At 73.0% G+C, this 5,204-nt stretch carries 4 protein-coding genes and 1 pseudogene; 2 read left to right on the forward strand and 3 right to left on the reverse strand.

Features of this window, described 5'->3' with window-relative positions; translation table 11 throughout:
- A pseudogene (locus AB0H52_RS30700) lies at nt 1–214 on the forward strand (IS5/IS1182 family transposase); the annotation flags it as partial.
- A gap of 447 nt (nt 215–661) precedes the next feature.
- On the opposite strand, the gene AB0H52_RS30705 reads toward AB0H52_RS30700, so the two are convergent.
- From AB0H52_RS30705 to AB0H52_RS30715, 3 genes are all read right to left on the reverse strand, one after another.
- A complete protein-coding gene (locus AB0H52_RS30705) occupies nt 662–2,203 on the reverse strand; it encodes a cobyric acid synthase (protein ID WP_278121220.1) in 1,542 nt (513 codons plus the stop codon).
- Complete coding sequence (locus AB0H52_RS30710; RefSeq protein ID WP_357951756.1) at nt 2,200–3,177, reverse strand: cobalamin biosynthesis protein; 978 nt, start codon at nt 3,175–3,177, stop codon at nt 2,200–2,202. The genes AB0H52_RS30705 and AB0H52_RS30710 overlap by 4 nt, the downstream gene beginning before the upstream one ends.
- Nucleotides 3,178–3,465: 288 nt before the next feature.
- Entirely contained in the window at nt 3,466–4,278 is an 813-nt protein-coding gene (locus AB0H52_RS30715) for a single-stranded DNA-binding protein (protein WP_151489443.1), read from the reverse strand.
- A 305-nt stretch (nt 4,279–4,583) separates the two neighbouring features.
- On the opposite strand from AB0H52_RS30715, the gene AB0H52_RS30720 reads away from it, so the two are divergent.
- Entirely contained in the window at nt 4,584–5,024 is a 441-nt protein-coding gene (locus AB0H52_RS30720; RefSeq protein ID WP_357951749.1) for an HPF/RaiA family ribosome-associated protein, read from the forward strand.
- The last annotated feature ends 180 nt before the right edge of the window (nt 5,025–5,204 follow it).

A 5,204-nucleotide genomic window follows, 5' to 3' on the forward strand; every position in this document is an offset into this window, starting at 1 on the left:
CCCGATCCAAATCGGCAAACGCTGGGTCGTGGAGAGAACCAACTCCTGGATGAACGGCTTCGGCAAGATCCGCCGCTGCACCGACCGCAACGCCCAGATCATCGACTTCTACCTGTACCTGGCCGCAGCGATCGTCACCATCCGTCAACTCATCCAACGAGCCCGCACGCTCTACCGCTGGGACACCCGACCCACCACCCGCCGACTCAAGTAACGCCTATTGCCGGTCGCTCTAAATTCCCACCCCAACCCCGCCCTACCCTGCCCCGGCCCAATCCAGCCCATACCGAGCGCTAACCCAGCCCGGCCCAGCCCCAAACCCGGCCCGGCCCGCGCCGGCCCAACCCAGCCCACCTCAGCCCAGCCCGGCAAGCCCCACCCCAGCCCCAGCATGGCAAGGCCAAGCCCTAACCCAGCCCGGCCCGGCCCCAGCTCAGCCCCGTCCGGTCGATCATGGAGTTGTGGTGGGGGACAAAGGTGACCGACCGGGTTGAGTCAGGCACCACAACTCCATGATCGACGGAGTGGGGGCGGGATCCCGGGCACGGGTGGCGGGCAGGGACGGCGGGCACGGACGGCGGGCACCGGCGGCGGGCACCGGCGGCGGGCACCGGCGGCGGGCACGAGCGGCGGGCACGGGCGGGGGCGGGGGGCAGGGTGGTCAGGGTTTTGGGGGGCCGGGTGGGATGAAGGGGAGGTCGGCGGGTGGGCCGGTCTCGATGAGGCGCCAGAGGGCGTCGGTGTCGAGGTGCTCCTCGACCAGGTCGCCGAGCAGGTCGAGCGAGCGTTCCCGGGCCGCGGCGAAGCTGGTGTCCGGTGCGACGCGGAATCCGGTGCGCCCGGCCAGCCGGGCTGCCTCAGTGAGGAACCAGCGGCGGAACGCGTCGGATTCGAACGCTCCGTGCCAGTGCGTGCCGTGCACCGGCCCGAGCACGGCACCCTCGCCGACACCGTCGACTCCGGTCAGCAGCGGGGTCAGCGTGGGGTCGGTCTGCGAGACGTACCCGTGGTGGATCTCGTAGCCGCGCACCGGAAGGTCACCGTGGGCGGTGCCCACCGACTGCCGCACGGTTTTGCGGGGGTCGAAGGTGATCTCGATGGGCAGCAGGCCGAGGCCCTGCACGCTGCCCTGCCGGCTCTCCACCGGGTCGTGGATGGCGCGGCCGAGCATCTGGAAGCCACCGCAGAGGCCGAGCAGCGGCTTACCGGCCGCCGCGTGGGCGGCGACCGCGTCGGCGAGGCCGGTCTCGCGTAGCCAGGCGAGGTCGGCGACGGTCGACTTGGAGCCGGGCAGGACGACGAGGTCGGCGGCGGCCAGTTCGGCCGGTTCGACGGTGAGGCGTACGCGGACGCCCGGCTCGGTGGCCAGCGCCTCCACGTCGGTGGCGTTGCTGATCCGGGGCAGCCGGACGACGGCCACGTCGAGCCATTCGGTGCCGTGCGGGGCGGCCGGCCGCCCCAGGACCCGGCCGTAGGCGAGCGAGTCCTCCGCGTCGAGCCACAGGTCGAGTGCCCAGGGCAGCACCCCGTACGTGGGGCGGCCGGTGACCTGGCGCAGCATGTCCAGCCCGGGTTGGAGCAGCCCGAGGTCGCCCCGGAACTTGTTGATCACAAAGCCGGCGATCAGCGCCTGGTCGGCCGGGTCGAGCAGGGCCACCGTGCCGAACATCGATGCGAAGACGCCACCCCGGTCGATGTCGCCGATCACGATGGTGGGCAGGTTGGCGTGCCGGGCCAGCCCCATGTTGACGTAGTCACCGGCCCGCAGGTTGATCTCGGCGGGGCTGCCGGCGCCCTCGCAGATCACCACGTCGTACGTGGCGCGTAGTTCGGCCAACGCCGCGTACGCCGTTTCGGCGAGACGGGGACGCAACTGCCGGAACGTGCCGGCGGTGATCGTGTCGACGGCCTCGCCGAGCAGCACGACCTGGCTGGCCAGGTCACTGCCCGGCTTGAGCAGTACCGGATTGAACCGCAGGTCGGGGGCGATCCCGCAGGCGGCCGCCTGCATGGCCTGGGCTCGACCGATCTCGCCGCCACGTCCGTCCGGCCCGACGACGACCGCCGAATTGTTCGACATGTTCTGTGCCTTGAAGGGCGCCACCTTCACGCCCTGCCGGTGCAGCCAGCGGCAGATGCCGGCCGTGAGGACACTCTTCCCGGCGTCGGAGGTGGTGCCGGCGACGAGCAGCCCGCCGCTCATCGCCCAGTCTCCCGTCGCACCAGCCCGGCGGCGTCGAGCCCACGGCGACCGGCGGCACCGACCAGGCGTCCGAGGGTCACCGGGTAGGCGGCGGCCAGCCCCACCGCGGCCAGCCCGACGACTCCGGAGATCCGGGCGGCCCGCTTGAGGTGCCGCGCCTCGGGACGAGGGCCGTCGCCGAGGAAGGGACGCACCTCGGAGCGGCCAAAGTAGACGTTGCGTCCACCGAGGCGGACACCGAGTGCACCTGCCATCGCCGCCTCGCACTGGCCGGCGTTTGGGCTCGGGTGGTCGTTGCGGTCCCGTCGCCACACCCGCCAGGCCCGCTCCCGATCGCCGTTCGCCACCGGTGCGACGGCGATGGTGAGCAGCCCGGTGAGCCTCGACGGCACCAGGTTGAGCAGGTCGTCCAGCCGGGCGGCCGGGGTGCCGAACCGCGCGTAGCGCGCCGACCGGTGGCCGACCATCGCGTCGAGGGTGTTCGCCGCGCGGTAGCCCAGTAGGCCGGGCAGGCCGGCGACCGCACCCCAGAGCAGCGGGGCGACGACCGCGTCGGAGGTGTTCTCGGCGACCGACTCGACGGTGGCGCGGGCCAACTCCGACTCGTCCAAGGTTGACGGGTCGCGACCGCAGAGGTGACCGAGGCGTCGGCGGGCAGCGGGCAGGTCGCCGTCACGCAGCGTACGACCCATGACGGTCGCTTCGTGGCGCAGCGTTCGACCGCCCAGCACGGCCCAGGTGCCGGCGGCAACGAGCACCGCCCGGGTCACCGGCCGACGTCGGGTGGCCGCCGTGGCGACCACCCCGAGCAGCACCGGCCCACCCACGGCCAGCGCGGTGAAAGCCGTACCCGCCGCCCGGTCCGGCCGGTAGACGCGACGCTCCAGCGCGCCGGCGGCCTGCCCGAAGCCGGCTACCGGGTGCCATCGGCGGGGGTCGCCGATCAGCCTGTCCAGCGCGTACCCGGCCAGCATTCCTACCGCGTTCGCCACCGGCGCTGTCCGTCGCACACGCACCACCTCCGGCCGGCCAGCCTAGACGAGCGGCCCGTGCACGAGCCGGGCCCGCCGCACATTCCGCCGGGCCCAGCCGCTGCCGCCGCGCTGCCCGCCGATGAAGGCGGCGGGGTGGACGGTGGCCACGCGGGGTGACGACGCTCATCGCATCGCCACCCCGCCCCCGTCGTGCCGTACCGCGGGAGCACCACCCCTGATGTCAGACGGCCGGCCTGCCGCCTGACCCGCGATCGTCGATCAGATCCGTCACGCCGGCTGCGGAATCCGTCCGCGACGCCGCCGGCCGGTCGGCGCGGCCTCCGGCTCCTCCTCGTCCGGTACCGGCCCCAGCTCGTCGTCCGGTTCGTCGTCGCTGGTGCCGTCGGTCACCTCGCGAGGGAGAGCCAGTTCGTCGTCGTCAAGCCCGGCCGGGTCGTCGGCCTGCCCGCCCGGTGCGTCACCGAGAGGGCCGTCGAGGGAGCCGCCGCCGAGCGGGCCGCCATCGAGGGAGCCGCCGCCGAAGGAGCCGCCGCCGAGCGCGTCGGCGCCGAACGGGTTGGTACGCGGGGTCGCGAAGTCGGACGGCTCGAAGTCGTCGTCCAACGGGCGGTCGTCGGGCAGCACGGGAGCCTGCCCGGCGGGCACCGGCTCGGTGGGCTCGCCGTGCACCCGGCTCTCGGCCTCCGCGTCCTCCACCGTGCTGGTGGTCACGCTCGGCCGGTTACGCAGGAAGCGGGCCCGGCCGCGGGACAGGTCGTGGCCGACGGCGACCGCCTCCAGCTCGTACACGGTGCGGTGGTTGCCGGCGTCGTCGGTCCAGTCGCGGGTGTAGAGCCGCCCGCAGACCACCACCGGATCGCCGATCATCACCGAGGCGGCCACCCCTTCGGCGAGCTTGCGCCAGCAGTTGACGCGTACGCGAAGGGAGTTGCCGTCGACCCAGCGGCCGCTGTCCCGGTCGAGGCGGCGGGCGGTGGAGGCGACCTTGAAGTTGGCCACCAGGGTGTTGCTCTGGGTGGTACGCCGCCACTCGGGCGTGGTCAGCACATTGCCGACGATTGTGACGTAGGTGTCGAACATCGTCCCTCCAGGGAGATCGGGGGCCTGCCAGCGCGAGTCGACTCGCCACCGAGCCTGGGCGCCGGAGACGGACCCCGCCAGCACGAGCGCCCAACCTGTGGATGACGAGCCCGCCTGTGGACAACGCCCTGATCACGCCCGGATGTGGTACGGCCGACCCGCCCGGAACGGCGTCGGCGGTTTCCCGCGCTGGCCGAACTGGGTAAGCACTTGATCAACGCAACACCGACAGCTCCACGTCGACGAGAGGCCAGCGCCATGATGATCACCACCATCGGCTCCGCAACCGCTTCCGAGGCGCAGCGATGAGCGCCGCGGCGAACCCGGCCACGGTGGCCGAGTGCCTGCGGGTGGGTGCCGGGTTCTCGCAGGGCGACCGCAACTGGATCGCCGAGCAGTTCACCACCCTCGACGCGCGGCTGGCCGGCTTCCACGCCGACGCCACCGAGTTGGAGGTGTCGGTGAAGGACCGCGAGGCGCGGGGGCAGAAGGTCACCCTGGAGTGCTGGATCGCCGGTCGGCAGAAGATCGTCACCACCTCCGCCGAGGAGGACCTGCACGCGGCCCTCAACGACGTCCGCGACGACCTGCGCCGGCGGCTCAACGACTCGAAGACCCGCCAGGAGCCCCGGCACAACAAGCACCTGCGCGACATCCCGCAGCCGCAGCCCGAGGTCGACCCGACCGACGAGTCGGACGCGCTGCCCGTCGCCGACCCGAGCCGCGCCGACGCGGAAACTGCCTGACCCGCCCGCGCCCACCGCAGCCACCGCAGCCCCCCGCGATCTTGCACTTTCGGACCCCGTTTCGCACCTTTTCAAGCGTTATGGCGCGACAGAAAGTGCAAGATCGCCGGGGGGCGGGGGCCGAGGGCCGAGGGCCAGGCGCGAGAGCCGCGGGCCAGGCGCGAGAGCCGCGGGCCAGGC

The sequence above is a fragment of the Micromonospora sp. NPDC050695 genome (assembly GCF_040654415.1).
GTDB lineage: Bacteria > Actinomycetota > Actinomycetes > Mycobacteriales > Micromonosporaceae > Micromonospora.

What these genes read in the sequence shown, in the direction of transcription:
- AB0H52_RS30720 (WP_357951749.1), top strand. Translation starts at nt 4,584, where the DNA reads ATGAGCGCCGCGGCGAACCCGGCCACGGTGGCCGAGTGCCTGCGGGTG.
- AB0H52_RS30715 (WP_151489443.1), bottom strand. Translation starts at nt 4,278, where the DNA reads ATGTTCGACACCTACGTCACAATCGTCGGCAATGTGCTGACCACGCCC.
- AB0H52_RS30710 (WP_357951756.1), bottom strand. Translation starts at nt 3,177, where the DNA reads ATGCTGGCCGGGTACGCGCTGGACAGGCTGATCGGCGACCCCCGCCGA.
- AB0H52_RS30705 (WP_278121220.1), bottom strand. Translation starts at nt 2,203, where the DNA reads ATGAGCGGCGGGCTGCTCGTCGCCGGCACCACCTCCGACGCCGGGAAG.